Origin of the sequence: Kribbella sp. NBC_01484, assembly GCF_036227145.1 — a bacterium.
In the GTDB taxonomy this organism is placed as follows: Bacteria; Actinomycetota; Actinomycetes; order Propionibacteriales; family Kribbellaceae; genus Kribbella.
On the sequence record NZ_CP109437.1, the window covers coordinates 1,372,481 to 1,387,156 of the forward strand.

The 14,676-nt window shown below is 68.7% G+C and carries 13 protein-coding genes and 1 pseudogene; 8 read left to right on the plus strand and 6 right to left on the minus strand.

The genetic code is table 11. The features are described from left to right. Positions 1 to 90 precede the first annotated feature (90 nt). Entirely contained in the window at positions 91 to 1,560 is a 1,470-nt protein-coding gene (gene larE / locus OG555_RS06635; RefSeq protein WP_329481925.1) for an ATP-dependent sacrificial sulfur transferase LarE, read from the minus strand. 152 nt (positions 1,561 to 1,712) lie between these two features. Between larE and OG555_RS06640 the strand changes: the two genes are divergently transcribed. From OG555_RS06640 to OG555_RS06650, 3 genes are read left to right on the plus strand one after another with little or no spacing between them, the layout of a single operon-like run. Continuing rightward, complete coding sequence (locus tag OG555_RS06640; RefSeq protein ID WP_329481926.1) at positions 1,713 to 2,642, plus strand: TauD/TfdA dioxygenase family protein; 930 nt, start codon at positions 1,713 to 1,715, stop codon at positions 2,640 to 2,642. A 55-nt stretch (positions 2,643 to 2,697) separates the two neighbouring features. Beyond that, positions 2,698 to 3,378 carry a TetR/AcrR family transcriptional regulator gene (locus OG555_RS06645; RefSeq protein ID WP_329481927.1) on the plus strand — a complete coding sequence of 227 codons (681 nt, stop codon included), beginning with the start codon at positions 2,698 to 2,700 and terminating at the stop codon, positions 3,376 to 3,378. After that, a complete protein-coding gene (locus OG555_RS06650; protein ID WP_329481928.1) occupies positions 3,375 to 4,331 on the plus strand; it encodes a R2-like ligand-binding oxidase in 957 nt (318 codons plus the stop codon). Before OG555_RS06645 ends, OG555_RS06650 begins: the two co-directional genes overlap by 4 nt. Here the strand turns inward: OG555_RS06650 and OG555_RS06655 are convergent. The 3 genes and pseudogenes from OG555_RS06655 to OG555_RS06665 form a co-directional block, all read right to left on the minus strand. Then, positions 4,305 to 5,117 carry a glycosyltransferase gene (locus tag OG555_RS06655; protein WP_329481930.1) on the minus strand — a complete coding sequence of 271 codons (813 nt, stop codon included), beginning with the start codon at positions 5,115 to 5,117 and terminating at the stop codon, positions 4,305 to 4,307. The genes OG555_RS06650 and OG555_RS06655 overlap by 27 nt on opposite strands. Positions 5,118 to 5,416: 299 nt before the next feature. Next, a pseudogene (locus tag OG555_RS42765) lies at positions 5,417 to 5,830 on the minus strand (FAD-dependent oxidoreductase); the annotation flags it as partial. Between the two features lie 132 nt (positions 5,831 to 5,962). Beyond that, positions 5,963 to 7,585 (minus strand): AMP-binding protein, encoded by a 1,623-nt coding sequence (locus OG555_RS06665; RefSeq protein ID WP_329481932.1) that lies wholly within the window; start codon positions 7,583 to 7,585, stop codon positions 5,963 to 5,965. 176 nt (positions 7,586 to 7,761) lie between these two features. On the opposite strand from OG555_RS06665, the gene OG555_RS06670 reads away from it, so the two are divergent. The 5 genes from OG555_RS06670 (at position 7,762) to OG555_RS06690 (ending at position 13,401) form a co-directional block, all read left to right on the plus strand. Further along, positions 7,762 to 9,225, plus strand: coding sequence for a restriction endonuclease (locus tag OG555_RS06670; RefSeq protein WP_329481933.1), 1,464 nt, complete (start codon positions 7,762 to 7,764; stop codon positions 9,223 to 9,225). A gap of 560 nt (positions 9,226 to 9,785) precedes the next feature. Then, complete coding sequence (locus OG555_RS06675) at positions 9,786 to 10,403, plus strand: SIMPL domain-containing protein (protein ID WP_329481935.1); 618 nt, start codon at positions 9,786 to 9,788, stop codon at positions 10,401 to 10,403. Between the two features lie 134 nt (positions 10,404 to 10,537). Continuing rightward, positions 10,538 to 11,302 (plus strand): hypothetical protein, encoded by a 765-nt coding sequence (locus OG555_RS06680; RefSeq protein ID WP_329481936.1) that lies wholly within the window; start codon positions 10,538 to 10,540, stop codon positions 11,300 to 11,302. 67 nt (positions 11,303 to 11,369) lie between these two features. After that, positions 11,370 to 12,605: an Nramp family divalent metal transporter gene (locus OG555_RS06685; RefSeq protein WP_329484778.1), complete on the plus strand. Its 1,236-nt coding sequence runs from the start codon at positions 11,370 to 11,372 to the stop codon at positions 12,603 to 12,605. A gap of 19 nt (positions 12,606 to 12,624) precedes the next feature. Then, positions 12,625 to 13,401 (plus strand): metallophosphoesterase, encoded by a 777-nt coding sequence (locus OG555_RS06690; RefSeq protein ID WP_329481937.1) that lies wholly within the window; start codon positions 12,625 to 12,627, stop codon positions 13,399 to 13,401. 45 nt (positions 13,402 to 13,446) lie between these two features. Here OG555_RS06690 and dmpI read toward each other — a convergent pair whose 3' ends face one another. After that, on the minus strand, positions 13,447 to 13,629 hold the full coding sequence (dmpI, locus tag OG555_RS06695; RefSeq protein ID WP_328526316.1) for a 4-oxalocrotonate tautomerase DmpI: 183 nt from the start codon (positions 13,627 to 13,629) through the stop codon (positions 13,447 to 13,449). A gap of 88 nt (positions 13,630 to 13,717) precedes the next feature. Continuing rightward, positions 13,718 to 14,590, minus strand: a complete 873-nt coding sequence (locus OG555_RS06700; RefSeq protein WP_329481938.1) for a LysR family transcriptional regulator — start codon at positions 14,588 to 14,590, stop codon at positions 13,718 to 13,720. Between the last annotated feature and the right edge of the window lie 86 nt (positions 14,591 to 14,676).

The window sequence follows — 14,676 nt, forward strand, 5'->3', positions numbered from 1 at the left end:
CGGAAACCCAGCGTACGTGAACCGGCGCCGCGGCGCCTCCGGGAAACTACCTGAACCGGCAGGCTTCCCGCATCTGTCCAAGCCCACACCTCAGCGGTACTTGTCCGGATCCTTCAACCGTTCGTTCATCGATCCGGACCGGAAGCCCCGCGGGTCGACCTGAGCGGCCGGGAACCCCTCGGCGACCACCGCGTCGACGAGCACCTGGTGATCGACCTGATCCAGCAACGCGGCGTCGATCTCGATACTTGCCGTCTCCCCGACATCACGGACGCGGACGTTCTCGACGCCGTACGACGAGAGCCGCGAGCGGACCGCCTGTTCGGCGCGGTCGACCCGGGCCAGCAGGTTCGGCGTGATCCGGATGCCGTACGCGATCCGGCTGGACAGGCACGCGGCGGCCGGCTTGTCCGAGGTCTCGAGTCCCCAACTGCGGGACGCCTCGCGGATCTGCGCCTTGGTCAGCCGCGCGTCCTTCAGCGGCGTGATCGCGCCCCGCTCGAACGCGGCCCGGATGCCCGGCCGGAACCCGGCGATCGCGTCGTCGGCGTTCGTCCCGGTCGCGATCGCGGTGATGCCGAACTTGTCCGCGATCGGCTGCAGCGTCTCGACCAGCTCGGCCTTGCAGAAGTAACACCGGGCGCCCGAGTTGGCTTGGTACCCCTCGCGCTCCATCTCGTGCGTGTGCGGGGTGAGATGACGTACGCCGATCCCGTCCGCGAACCGCGCTGCGGGCTCGAGCTCCGCCGTCGGCAGCGAGGGCGAGATCGCCGTCGCCGCGACCACGTTCGCCGGACCGATCGCCCGGGCCGCGGCCGCGAGCAGGAACGCCGAGTCCGCGCCGCCGCTGAACGCGACCACCAGCTTGTCGTAGCTCGACAGCCGCCGCATCAACGCGTCCAGCCGCTGCTCCAGCACGTACGCATCCAGCCAGGCCGGGAACTCGGTGAGATCGTTCAGTACGACATCCGCGCCGTACGCCCGGAGCTCGTCGGCGGTGAACGGACCGGTTGCGACGGACACCGCCACCGCACCGGCCGCACGGGCTCCGTCGATGTCCGCGGTGTGGTCGCCGACGTAGATCGTCGCCTTGTGCTCGCAGAGCGCCGTACCCTTCTCGGCTCCGTGCAGGTCACCGACCGGCTCGTCGACGTCCAGGCCGAGGTGCTCGAGGTGCAGCCGCACCGACGGGGTGTACTTCGCCGACACCACCATCGTCCGCCCGCGCAGCGCCCGGATCGCGGCCAGCGACTCGGCGACTCCCGGCAGCGGCAGGCTTCCGGTGATCGCGTACGACGGGTAGTGCTCCCGGTACCGGGACACCATCGCGTCGACCTGCTCCGGCGGGAACCAGTTCGCCATCTCCCAGATCAGCGGTGGCCCGAGCCGGCTGACCACCAGCTCGGAGTCGATCGGTACGCCGGTCTCCGCGGCGAGCAGGTCCCAGACTGCCTGGATCCCCGGCCGCGAATCGATCAGCGTCATGTCCAGGTCGAATCCGACCACCAACTCCGGCACATCGGCGGTCGCGGAAGCAGGCTGGATCTCGGCGGTTGACACGTCCCCAACCCTACGTGGTCCACCCGTTCCTCGAATCTCGCATCCCGAAACGAGAGCTATGTCTACTAATTAAGTAGGAAAATACACATTAACCAACACTCACCCCCGCCTCGCTCGGAGCGAGGGGAGTGAAACCCTGAGGGAGCCCACCCATGACCACTCAGCTCGAAGCACCGGAGATCACCGTCACCAAGGCCGGTGGCGCGATCGGCGCCGTCATCGGCAACGTCACGCTCGGCGGGGACCTGAGCCCGCAGACCGTCGCCGCGATCCGGCAGGCCCTGCTCGACCACAAGGTCGTCTTCTTCCGCGAGCAGCACCACCTGGACGATGCCGGTCAGCTCGCGTTCGCCCAACTGCTCGGTACGCCGACACTCGCCCATCCGACCTCGAAGAGCATCGAAGGCGCTGCGAACGTGCTGCCGATCGACTCCGACTACGGCAAGGCGAACAGCTGGCACACCGACGTCACCTTCGTCGACCGGATCCCCGCGATCAGCATCCTCCGTGCCGTCACGTTGCCCACGTACGGCGGCGCGACCACGTGGGCCAACACGGTCGCGGCGTACGCGAAGCTGCCGGTCGCTCTGCAAGCGCTGGTCGACCGGCTGTGGGCGGTGCACAGCAACGTGTACGACTACGCCGGCGCAGCAGACGAGGTCCGGATCGGCGGTGTGGACGTGAAGGTCGAGAAGCACCGCGAGCAGTTCGTGTCGACGCTGTTCGAGACCGAGCACCCGGTCGTCCGCGTCCACCCCGAGACCGGCGAGCGCTCACTCGTGCTCGGCCATTTCGTCCGGCGCTTCGTCGGCTTCACCTCCGCCGAGACGACCGCGTTGTTCGAGCTGCTGCAGAACCGGATCACGAATCTCGACAACACGGTCCGCTGGCAGTGGCAGCCGGGCGACTTGGCGATCTGGGACAACCGGGCCACCCAGCACTACGGCGTCGCCGACTACGACGACCAGCCGCGCCGCCTGCACCGGGTCACCCTGGCCGGCGACGTCCCGGTCAGCATCGACGGCGTCCGGAGTACGCCGCGGACCGGCGACGCGGCGCACTTCTCGTCACTTGACAACTGAGGACACTCTGTCCGGACTCTTGACATCCAGGAGGTTCTTGTAAACCCTCGTCGTCATGGACTCGTTCGCCGACCGGACCAAGCGCCGTCTCCGGGACGAACTGCTGGACGCCGCGTACGACGCGGTCGTCGCCGGCGGGTACGACGGACTCCGGATGGCCGACGTGGGCCGCCGGACCGGCGTGTCCCGGCAGACCGTCTACAACGAGTTCGGCGACAAATGGGGCGTGCTGGAAGCGGTGGCAGCACGTGAGACCGAGCGGTTCGTCCTGGACGTGAACGCCGCGCTCGCCGAGCAGTCCGATCCGATCGACGGCCTGCGGGCCGCGGTCGAGCGCGCGCTCACGCTGGCCGGCGAGAACCCGCTGATCCGGGCTGCGCTGAGCCAGCCGGGATCCGACCAGGCCAGTCAGCTGCTGACCACACGGGGGCAGCAGGTGCTGGAGCTGGCTCACCTCCGGCTGGACGCGCATGTCAGGGAGCACTGGCCGGAGGTTCCGTCCGAGGACGCGACCAGCTGCGTGGACGTCGCCTTGCGCGTCGTCATGAGCCACATCGTCACGCCGGGCCCTCCCCCGGCGGCCGTGGCCGCGCAGCTGGCTCGCGTCCTCTCCCCGTTTCTTTTGGCCGGGCCTTCGGCGCCAGCAGGGTCATGGGGCACTGACTCCCGGCCTTCCCTCGTCGCTCCAGTCGCTTCGCTCCCTCCGCTCCTCAGTCCAGGCCGGGAGGCCCCATGACCACCACGAATCCCCTTCACCGGCAGGGATTCAGCTCACTGCGGTCGGGTGGTTTCAACTGGGACGCGCTGCCGCTGCGGCTGTTCGACAAGGGCAACCGGAAGTTCTGGAACCCGCGGGACATCGACTTCGGTCAGGATGCGAAGGACTGGCAGGAGCTCGGCGACAACGACAAGGACAACGCGTTGCTGCTGTGCTCGCAGTTCATCGCCGGGGAGGAGGCAGTGACCGAGGACCTGCAGCCGTTCCTGCAGGCAATGGCGGCCGAGGGACGGTTCGGCGACGAGATGTACCTGACCCAGTTCTGCTTCGAGGAGGCCAAGCACACCGCGGTCTTCCGGCTCTGGCTGGACGCGGTCGGCGTCACCGAGGACCTGCACCACTACGTCGAGAACAACCCCGGCTACCGCGCGATCTTCTACGAGGCGCTGCCGGTCGCACTCAAGTCGCTGGCGGACGACCCGTCGCCGGCCAACCAGGTCCGGGCGAGTGTCACCTACAACCACGTAGTCGAAGGCACGCTGGCCCTGACCGGCTACCACGCGTGGAACCTGCTTTGTACGGCGCGCGGCGTACTGCCCGGCATGCAGGAACTGATCCGCCGGATCGGCGACGACGAGCGCCGGCACATGGCCTGGGGCACGTTCACCTGCCGCCGGCACGTCGCCGCCGACGCGTCGAACTGGACGGTCGTCACCGACACCATGGAGGAGTTGCTGCCGCACGCACTCACCCAGATCCAGTGGGCTCTCGAGAACTCCGCGGAGCTTCCCCCGGAGATCAACCCGACAGCGTTGATGACGTACGCCGGTGACCGCGCGACCCGGCGCCTCGGCGCGATCGAGTCGGCCGTCGGCGCGGATGTCGCCGGCATCGACCTCGACTACTCCCCGGAGAAACTCGAGGATGATTTCGGCGACGAGGACTCAGCGGCGCTGGCCGCGGTCCGCTAGCCTGGTCCCGTGGCAGACCGAGGAGGGTTTTACCCCCGGATCGGGCAGAAACCCTCCACAGTCGGCGCCGAGGACGGGTGGGCTGGCAGACTGGGCGCTCCGCTGGCTCGTGTTCAGAACTCGCGCATAGAACTCCAGGTGAGCGGCCGCCGCGGCCGGCCAGGTGTAGGTCGCGGCGAGTGCGCGGCTGCGAGCGGAGCGATCGGTTCGAGGTGCCGCACGCAGTTGGCGCGCGAGGTCCGCCGGACCGATCGCGTACGACGCGGCGTCGCGGAAGATCTCCCGGAAGACCGGTAGGTCGGAGACCACCAGCGGCACGCCGGCGGCCAGCGCCTCCAGTGGGGCCAGGCCGAAACCTTCTTTGACAGAAGGGAAGGCGAAGACCTCGGCCCCCGCGACCAGTGCTGGGAGCTGCGTGTCGTCGACCGGACCGAGCACGACCGGCGCGACGCTGAGCTCCGCGGCACGCTCGTCCCACGCGGCACGGTACGCGCGGTAGTCGAAGAGCGTCTCGCCACCGGCGATCACCAACCGCACGTCCGGGTCGCCGAGAAGGGCGTACGCCTCGACCAGATCGAGCGAGCCCTTTCGGGGCTCGATCCCGCCGACGGTGAGAACGTAGCGCCCGAGCCGGCCAACGCCACCTCTCCCGATCCGCCGTGGCGACAGGCTGCGGACCGGCTGCCGCCGCGAAGCGAGCGGCGTCCACGCCGTTCGGGATGACTGTTGCCTTGAGCCCCCATCCGGCCAGTAGCTCGTCGGCGACGGCGGTGGAGACGCAGACATGTGCGTACGGATCGACGATCGCCGCGTCGACGTCGTCGAACTCGTCGATTCCCTTGCTGTAGTAGCCCATCCGGTCCAGCCACGCGACCACGTCGAGCCCGCGGTAGAGCCGCGCGACGCGCGGGGCACTGCCGGTGGCCAGATGCACCGTACGCCCGGCCAGGTGCAGGTCCTCGGCGATCTGGCAGCCGGACTGACCGGTGCCGACGACGAGGATCTCGCCGGGTGGCAACAGGTCCGGATTCTTGTACCTCCGACGAATGCAGCTGAGGTACGGCGAGCCGCTCAGCGATCCGTGGAATGCGCGGGAGCTGGTACGGACCGGTCGCAACCACCACCTGGTCGGCGGTCAGCGTCCCCGCGGTCGTGGCGATCCGGAACCCGTGGTCGAGCCGCGTCGCCCGGACACCTTCCACGATCGGGACGTCGTACGACTCCTTGTAGGCTTCCAGGTAGTCGACGATCTCGTCGCGGACCATGAAGCCGTCCGGGTCCGGTCCGTCGTACGGGAATCCCGGCAGCCTGCACTGCCAGTTCGGCGTCACCAGGCAGAACGAGTCCCACCGCCGGTTGCGCCACTCGCTGCCGACCCGATCCGCCTCCAGGACAAGGTGATCCAGGCCCTGCGCGGTGAGGTGCCAACTCGTCGCGAGCCCGGCCTGGCCGCCGCCGACCACGACGACGGGGACGTGCGCACCGTCGGTGAGTTGCATGCCGGCTCCCGGGGATTCGGTCCGTTCTGGATGACATCCAGTGAAGGACCGCCCGATTGCCGCGCAATTGCCCCCGGAACAAACTCAGGTTTCCAAACCGCCCCCGCGGGTTTCGCGTGTGTAGCCAGGAAGTCAGCCGAGTTCGAGGATTTCGACGGACTTCTCGCGCATCTCGATCTTGCGGATCTTGCCGGTGACGGTCATCGGGAAGTCGTCGACCAGGAGGACGTACTTGGGGATCTTGAAGTGGGCCAGTTTGCCGTCGGCGAAGGCTTTGACGGCTTCCGCGTCGAGGGGGTCGGCGCCGGGCTTGAGCTTGATCCAGGCGCAGAGTTCCTCGCCGTACTTCTCGTCGGGCACACCAATGACCTGGACGTCGGCGATCGACGGGTGGGTGTACAGGAACTCCTCGATCTCTCGTGGATAGACGTTCTCGCCGCCGCGGATGACCATGTCCTTGATCCGGCCGACGATGTTGACGTACCCGTCGGCGCGCATCGTCGCCAGGTCGCCGGTGTGCATCCAGCGGGCCTGGTCGATCGCCTCCGCGGTCTTCTCCGGCTCGTCCCAGTAGCCGAGCATCACGGAGTACCCACGGGTGCACAGCTCGCCCGGCTCACCTGTCGGTACGACGAGACCCGTTGCCGGATCGACCAGTTTGACCTCGACGTGCGGCATCACCCGGCCGACGGTCGACGTGCGCCGGTCCAGATCGTCGTCACGCCGCGTCTGGGTCGACACCGGCGACGTCTCGGTCATGCCGTAGCAGATCGCCACCTCGGCCATGTGCATGTCCGCGACGCAGCGCTTCATCACCTCGATCGGGCACGGCGATCCCGCCATCACGCCGGTCCGCAAGCTCGTGAGGTCGTAGTCCGAGAAGTCCGTCAGCCCGAGCTCGGCGATGAACATCGTCGGTACGCCGTACAACGCCGTACACCGCTCGTCCTGGACGGCCTCGAGCGTCGCGGCCGGATCGAACGCCTCGCTGGGAATCACCATGCAGGCGCCGTGGGTGGTGCAGCCGAGGTTCCCCATCACCATGCCGAAGCAGTGGTAGAAGGGTACCGGGATGCAGAGCCGGTCGTCGGCGGTGAACGCGATCGTCTCGGTGACGAAGAAGCCGTTGTTCAGGATGTTGTGGTGGCTGAGCGTCGCGCCCTTCGGGAAGCCCGTGGTGCCGCTGGTGTACTGGATGTTGATCGGGTCGTCGAAGGACAGCTCCGCCTCGCGCTGGTGGATCTCGTCCAGGCTGATGCGGCCGGCGGCGTCCCTGAGCTCGTCCCAGTCGCCGGAGCCGAGGTAGACCGTCTCCTCGAGCGCCTGGCAGTTCGGCCGCACCTCGTCGACCATCGCGCGATAGTCGCTGCTCTTGAACTCGGTCGCCGAGATCAGCAGCCGGACACCGGACTGGTTCAGCGCGTACGCCAGTTCGTGCGTCCGGTACGCCGGGTTGATGTTCACCAGGATCGCGCCGACCAGCGCGGTCGCGTACTGCGTGATCGTCCACTCGGCGCGGTTCGGGGCCCAGATGCCGACCCGGTCACCCTTCGCGATCCCCCGCGCCAGCAAGCCTCGTGCGACCAGCTCCACCTCGGCGCCGAACTCGTCGTACGACCAGCGCCTTCCGGTCTGGACCTCCACCAGCGCGTCGCGGTCGCCGTACTCCCGGATCGTCCGTCTCAGGTTGGCCCCGATCGTCTCGCCCAGCAACGGAACCTCGGACACCCCGGACGCGTACGAAGGCAGGCTCATGATTGTCATCGTCACCTTCGTCCGATGCATCGGCAAGGGCACGTGCGGCGGGAGGCGCGGGCGGCGGCCGGCAGGAAACAGGGGGTAGACGGCAAGCAATGTCATGACCAACTCTCCGTCACGACAGTCGCGCAGAGTGGTTGGACCGTTACATTGGTGTAGAGAGGTGTGAGGCGATGGGCCGATCCATTGAAGGACGTGCCCGCAGCGACCGTCCGCCCGGGCGAACCGCCGAGGCGGCACAACGTACCGCTGCGGTGGAGGAGCGCGTCCGGGTCCTGGGCGACATCCTGGCCGGCGCCCTCGCGATCGATGTCCACGGCACCGATCTGCGGACCCTCAAACGCACACCCCGGCGGGCCCCGCCGACCGTGTCGCCGGGCGATCTCGAGGCGCGTCCCGGACCCGTCTGGGATGCGTTCGTGCCCCATCCGCCGGGACGGTTCCGCTGGTGGGGAGCCGAGCGGAGGTTCGCGCGTCGACTCGCCGACGCGGAGGACCGGTTCGCGGAGGCGATCGAGCGGCACCGGGCCGCCGAGGACACCCGTCGCGAGCGGGTCACCCGGGCACTGCGGGACCAGGTCGAGCAACAACGCCGGCTCGACGAGGCGACCGCGGAGCAGCACGCGCGGATCGACGCGTACGAACGCGCGGTCGAGAACCGCGATCGCGCCGCGGTCACGCGGTACTTCCAGAAGGCGCTGGACCGGGTGGCGGAGCCGCTCGACTTCCCGCGCCGCCGGCGGGTCGGATACGTGCCCGAGTCGACGTTGCTGGCGCTCGAGTGGGATCTTCCGGACGTCAGCGTCGTACCGGCTGAGGCGTCGTACCGCTATGACCGGTCAGTTGATGCGGTGCTCGCGGTGCCGCGGGAGGCACCCGAGTTGCGGCGGTTGTATCAGCAACTGGTGGCCCAGTTGGCCTTGCGGGCTTTGCATCTGGTGTTCGGCAGTGATCGGTACGGCGTGGTCGACACGGTGGTGTTCAACGGGATGGTCGAGTCCGTGGACCTGACCACTGGGCAGACGGTGCGACCATGCTTGATCACGCTGCGGGCGACGCGGGAGCAGTTCCAGGCGCTGGTGCTGGATCAGTTGGATCCGGTCGCGTGCGTGCGGCACTACTTCGCGGCGGAGGTGTCGCGGCATCCAGAGGAACTGCAGCCGGTGGAGCCAGTGCTGGAGTTCGATCTCGCGGATCCGCGCACGATCGAGGCGGTCGACGTGATCAGCGAGATCGACAGCCGGCCGAACCTGCTGGAGCTGAGTCCCGAGTCCTTCGAGCACCTCGTCCAGAACCTGCTGACCCGGATGGGCCTGGAAACGCGGCTGTTCCGCAGCGGCAACGACGGCGGGATCGACTGTGTCGCTTACGATCCACGACCCATCACCGGTGGCAAGTTCGTCGTCCAGGCCAAGCTCTGGACCCGCACCGTCCCCCCATCCGCCGTCCGCGACCTCTTCGGCACCGTCCTCGACGCCGGCGCCACCAAGGGCATCCTCATCACCACCAGCGGCTTCGGCCCCACCAGCTACCAGTTCGCCACCGGCAAACCCCTCCAGTTGATCGACGGCACAGCCCTCTTGTCCTTGTGCCACACCCACAACATCCCCGCCCGAATAATCCACCGCGCTAGCTGACTATGCTCTGAAAACTGGGCATATGGCCGAAATAGTGCGCAAAGTGAGCTCCCAGGGTCTGCGTCAGTCCAGACCGGCCGAACGCCGCCGGTTGGGACATCTTGTGGCGGCCTGGGACAGGTAGTGACATGTCCCAGGCCGCGGTTTCTTGTCCGAAGTCCCGCCTGGAGCCACGTCACGGACCGGACGTGATCGGCTCGAGCCGGGTTCGCGCCGGGCGCGGGGCGAACGCTGCGCGATCTCCTGTTGTTCGGTACGGCAGGCTCAACCGAGCGGTGCCTCGTAGATCTGGAGTTCGGTGCCCTGGGGGTCTTCGCCGTCGTCGGGGGCGGTGGAAGAGGCGGAGTTTGGTGGGGGTGGTTTCGAGGGCTACGGGGTTGCGGGTGGCGGAGTGGTTGGTGGTTGGGGAGAAGGCGGGGAAGGGGATCTCGTGAAGGATGCGGTTGGACTTGAGGTCCAGGAGGGCTAGGCCGCCCGGGTCGTAGGTGGTGTTGTGAGGTGCGGCGGGGAGGGTGGTGACGCCGCCTCCGATGGTCGGGGGAAGTGTCAGACTGGCCGCTATGGAGACTGGGGTGCGGGTTGTCGGGTCAGGACAGGTCACTGCGGCGCCGGACGTACTGCGGGTGTCGTTCAGCGTCGAGCACGTCGCACCGGACGTCGCGGCCGCGGTCGCGCGGGTCGGCGAACGCACGGACGCGGTCATCGCCGCGCTGCGCGAGCAGGGCGTCGACCCATCGGCGATCGGGACCACGACGGTGAACATCTACCAGGAGTACCGCGAGCCGGACACTTCGCCGGGTTACCGCGGGTCGCACATGCTGACGGTGACGACGAAGGACCTGACCAGCTTCGGCCGGCTGCTCAATGCGGCCGTGGATGCCGGAGGCAACAGCCTGGGGCTGCAGGCGCTCGAGTTCGACATCGAGGACAAGACCGAGCTGCTGACCCGCGCCCGCGGGCTCGCGTTCCGTCAGGCGCGGACGAAAGCCGAGGAACTCGCCGGCCTGGCCGGCTACTCGCTCGGATCGGTCAGCCTGATCTCCGAGACCCACGGCTTCACCCCCATCCGGGAAACCGCAATGCTCGCGGCCGGCAAGGCCTTCGACTCGGCGGTCAACGTCATCCCCGGCGGCCAGGACGTCCAGGTCACGCTCGAGGTCCACTTCTCCTGGGCCTGAGTTCCGGTCTACCGGTCGTTGCCCGAAAGTTACTCGCCGCCGACGCGATCGGCCGGTAGCCTCCTGCCTAGGTGCGCCGGGAAGTCTGGTCGGCAGATCGTTGCACTGCGCCTGATTCCTGGGGAGGACCTGTTATGCGAACCTTCGTTTCTGCTGCCATCACCGCCGGTCTCGCGTTGAGCCTGGCCGCCTGCGGCGGCTCCAAGGGCGACACCGCCGCGGCTCCGGGCACCACCCAGTCGTCGACACCGACACCGACGCCCACTCCGGTCCCGACCACGAGCGCCACGCCGAGTGTCGCGCCCACGACACCGGCCGCTCCGGCGCCGCGGACGAAAGCGTCGCTGACCAAGGCCCTGCTGGCGCTCGACGACCTGCAGCCCGGGTTCGCGATCGATCCCGACGCCGAGGGCGACGACGGCACGAAACTGACCTCGACGAACGCGAAGTGCGCCAAGCTGGTCAAGCTGTTCAACGCCGACACCTCGCCCGGAGCGAAGGTCGTGGTGACCCGAGGGTTCTCCGGTGGTCAGGACGGTCCGTTCGTGCAGGAGACACTCGAAGCGATGCCGTCGGCCAAGGCGACCACCGCCCACCTCGCCACGATCAAGGCGGCGGTGAAGTCCTGCACCAAGGCCAAGCTGACGATCTCCGGCGCCGGGACCTCGACGGTCGCGATCACCGAGGTCGCCGCGCCCAAGGCCGGCGCCGCTCCGGTGGCGGTCCGGTTCGCGGCGGACGGCGGGCCACTGGACGGCCTCGAGGTGACGTTCGCGTTCGCCGGTCTCGACGACGTCCTGCTGAGCATGAACTTCGACTTCGCGGACATCGAACTCCCCGCACTCGCGGCGTCGAAGAAGGCGAAGACGGTGCTGGGCTCGACCACCGGCGGTGCCTGAGCTGTAACGCCTGTCTCAATCGCAGAACAGGGGTTGCGTTGTCGGTCGCGTCATGGAGACTGCTTTCATGTACGCACCGGCGCCGCTGCGGCGGCAACTCAACCGGTCCGGGCTCTTGCTGCTCGGGCCGGCGTTCGTCGCCGCCGTGGCGTATGTGGACCCGGGAAACTTCGCGACCAACATCGCGGCGGGGGCGACGTACGGCTATCTGCTCTGCTGGGTGGTCGTCGGGGCGAACCTGATGGCCGTCCTGGTGCAGTATCTGGCCGCCAAGGCGAGTATCGCGACCGGGCGAACGCTTCCCCAGCTGTGCCGTGACCACTTCAAGCGGTCCACGTCGACCGGGTTGTGGGCGCAGGCCGAGCTGGTGGCGGTCGCGACCGACCTGGCCGAGGTGGTCGGTGGAGCGATCGCGCTGAACCTGCTGTTCGGGATCCCGCTGCTGCTCGGCGGGGTGATCACCGGTGCCGTGTCGTTCGCGTTGCTGATCTATCAGTCGAAGCGCGGGCAGCGACCGTTCGAGGCCGCGATCATCGGGTTACTCGCGGTCGTCCTGGTCGGCTTCGTGGTGTCGACGGTGAAGTCGGATCCGTCCGCGAGCGGTGTGGTCGGCGGCCTGGTGCCGCGACTCGACGGGACCGAGTCGCTGGTGCTGGCGGCCGGCATGCTCGGCGCGACCGTGATGCCGCACGCGATCTGGCTGCACGGCGCCCTCGTCACCGACCGGCACTGGAAGAGCATTCGCTCGGACAGCGGCAAATCCCGCGTACTCCGCGCCACCCGCATCGACGTGGCCGTCGCGATGGCCCTGGCCGGCGCGGTCAACCTGGCGATGGTCGTGGTCGCCGCGGCGTCACTGAGCGGCACCGGCGCCGACTCGCTCGACGCCGCCCACGCCGCGATCGGCGACCGGCTCGGTCAGCTTCCGGCGCTGTTGTTCGCGCTCGCCCTGCTGGCCAGCGGATTCGCGTCCTCCTCTGTCGGGACGTACGCCGGTTCCGTCATCCTGGAGGGATTCTGGCACCGGCACATCCCGCTGGCCGTTCGCCGCCTGGTGACCTTGGTGCCGGCCCTGGTGGTTCTTGCGATCGGCATCGACCCGAGCCGGGCGCTGGTGGTCTCCCAGGTGGTGCTGAGCTTCGGCATCCCCTGCGTACTGTGGCCGCTGGTCCGATTGACCGCCTCCCGGCGCGTCATGGGCAGCCTTGTCAACCGCCGGGCGACTACTCTCGCCGCATGCCTGGTAGCCACCGCCGTCACGGCGCTCAACGTCGTACTGATCGTTTTGACCGTGCGGGGATGACATGACCCGGGTGTACGCCGTGAGCGACGTCCACGGCCACCCGGAGAAACTCAAGGCCTCACTGCACGAGGCCGGGCTGACCGATGCCGAGGGCAACTGGTCGGGCCAGGACGCCCGGCTGTGGTTCCTCGGCGACTTCTTCGACCGCGGCCCGGACGGGATCGGCGTACTGCGCTATGTCCGCGAGCTGATCGACCAGGCGCCGGACGACGCGATCCGGATGCTGCTCGGCAACCACGAGATCCTCGCGCTCGGAATGTGGAAGTTCGGCGACACCTTCGTCCCGCACGACGGCCTCAGCGCGCGCAGCTTCGAGCGATCCTGGGCGCTGAACGGCGGCCAGGACCGCGACCAGGAGCTGCTCACCGGCGACGAGGTCGCCTGGCTGCTCGACCGGCCGATGCTCGGGCTGGATGCGGGGCACCTGCTGATGCACTCCGACACCGCGGAGTACGTCGAATGGGGCGACACCATCGATCGGATCAACGCGGCGGCCCAGGCCGAGCTGCACTCCGACGACATCGAGGTGTGGTGGGAGATCTGGCGCCGGATGACGGCGCGGTACGCGTTCCGCGGCCCGAGCGGTCCGGAGGTGGCGCGCATCATGTTGCACCACCTCGGCGGCGACCGGATCGTGCACGGCCACAGCATCGTTGCCGACCAGCTCGGCATCGACCCGGAGTTCCTGACCGGCCCGCACCTGTACGCCGACGGTCTGGCCCTCGGCATCGACGGCGGCGCCTTCGACGGCGGCCCCTGCCTGGTCGTCGAGCTCGAGGACGCCGCCGCGGACTGACGCGACTGCCGCCGTCGCGGCGGGGGTGTCTTCCTCTTCGACTAACTACTTGTCGGCGGTGAGGGTGCCGCCGACGGCCCAGCTCTCTGGCGGGGTCTCCTGGATCCAGACCTGCACGCTCTGAGCCGGTACGCCGAGGCTGTCGACGAACGCGTCGGTGATCCGCTGGACCAGCTCGCGCTTGAGCTCCGGGGTCCGCGGGCCTTGCAGAACGGTGACGACGGGCATCGGATGTTCCTTTCTCTCCGTGGGGCTGTTGAACCCATTCCAGTCGCCGCCGCGCCCGTGAACGAGACGCAGCTTCGATGCGCAGCCATCACTCGAATCGATCGGACGCCTTCCGGCACGCCTCCAGCAGTACGGCGAGTTCGCCGCCGACCGTGGTCCCGGCCGGGACGGCGAGGCTCGTGGTCAGGGCGAGACGTGGCTGCGGCCGGCGGAAGACCACGCGTCCCTCGCGAAGGAGCTGCGCGTGCGACTCGTAGATCACCGTCCAGCTGGGCGTCCCCGCGCCGATGGCGGCGTGCGTGTCCTGCAGGCTGTTCGACTGCGGCCCGAGCACGGGCTCGAACCCTTCGGCCGCACAGGCGGTCATCACCAGGTCGACGAGCGGCGGGTTGTTCCGGCGCGAGGTGATCCGCAGCGGCAACGCACTCAGCTCCTTCAACGCGATGTCGCCGACCGGCGCGACCGAGGCCGGTAGGGCGATCAGCAGGGCGTCCTCCCAGACCGGGACGAACTCCAGACCGGCTGTCTCGTTCGGTCCTCGGACGAACGCCGCGTCGAGTTGGCCGCCCCTGACCCGGTCAAGCCGGGCGCGGGTCGACGTACTGACCAGCTCGACCTGCACACCCTTCGCGGCGAGCTCGGCGACCACCGTCTCCAGCCGCTCGCCCAGCCCGGTGCTGGTGCCGAGGCGCACCGCGTGACCTGACCGGCCGGTGGCGGCCGCGCGCGCCTGGTCGACCGAGACGAGTACCGCGCGAGCGGCCGGCAGGAAGCGCTGGCCGGCCTCGGTCAGCCGGATCGCGCGGGCTGAGCGGTCGAACAGCTGCACACCCAGCTCCCGCTCCAGGCGCGCGATCTGCTGACTCACGCCCGGCTGTCCCATCCCGAGCTGCTCCGCCGCCCGCCCGAAGTTGAGTACCTCGGCGACCGTCACGAAGTACTGGATCTGCCGCAGTTCCATCCCACGATGATCGCGGATAGGCGGGAATGCCGCCGGGCCGCCGCCGGTTGGTGAAAGGTTGAACGACACCCCGACAGAGAGCTGAC